This is a genomic window from Agrococcus sp. HG114, from assembly GCF_024723325.1.
Classification (GTDB): domain Bacteria; phylum Actinomycetota; class Actinomycetes; order Actinomycetales; family Microbacteriaceae; genus Agrococcus.
The window spans coordinates 1-912 of sequence record NZ_JANQCH010000243.1; the positions used below are offsets into that span (position 1 = coordinate 1).

Annotated in this window: 1 pseudogene; it reads right to left on the bottom strand. The window is 77.4% G+C overall.

Annotated elements, in window-relative coordinates:
- Positions 1-912: pseudogene (locus tag NWP09_RS13010) on the bottom strand (ATP-dependent helicase); the annotation flags it as partial.

The window sequence follows — 912 nt, forward strand, 5'->3', positions numbered from 1 at the left end:
CCGCCGGCTCACGGGCGCCGCGCGCCGACTCGGCGCGGGTGGCGTGCGCGCGCGGGCGCCGAGCAGGTGCGCGCGCAGCGGCGCGATCGTGTCATTCGTGATGCGGCCGGCCCACACGAGCGGCCACAGCACCTCGCCGAGCCGCACGAGGTCGAGCGCCGCGATCTCGCTCAGCTGCCGCGCGAAGAGCGCCCCGCCGCCGCCGAGCGCGGCGAGCACCGCGGATGCGTCGGGGTCGTCGTGGTCGACGTCGCGGCGCTGCTCGACGGTGTCGGCCGGGCGCAGCACGATGCGGCCGTCGCGGCCCGTGAGCTCGCCCGCGCCGACCCACGTGACGAGCCCCGCGGCGGTCACCTCGTCGAGCATCGACGGCCGGTAGTCCTTCACGCGCGAGGGCAGGATGAGCGTCTCGAGCGCGCTGAGCGGCAGCGGCATGCCGTCGAGCCGGTCGATCGCCTCGAGCAGCCCGTCGACGCCCGTCAGCGGCCGCGTCACGCGCTGGTGCGCGAGCAGGTGGTCGGCGAAGACGGCGTGGTCGACGGGCTCGACGTCGCTGCGCAGCGCCTGCAGGCTGCGGCGCTTGAGCCGCGAGAGCACCTGCGCGTCGATCCACTCCTCACCCGTGCCGTGCGCCCGGTAGGCGCCCGCGACGACGCGTCCCTGCCGCTCGAGGGCGCGCAGCGCCGAGCGCACGACGGCGGGCGCGAGCGTGAGGCGAGCGGATGCCTCGTCCACCGTGAAGGGGCCGTGCGTGCGCGCGTGGCGGGCCACGACGTCGCCGATCGGGTCGGCGACCGCCTCGAGCAGCGTCGACGGCACGCCGGGCGGGGGCGGCACGCCGAGCGCGTCGCGGAGGCGAGCGACGTCCTCGATCGCGGCGATGCGCTCGTCGGCGCCGATGCGCACCCGCAC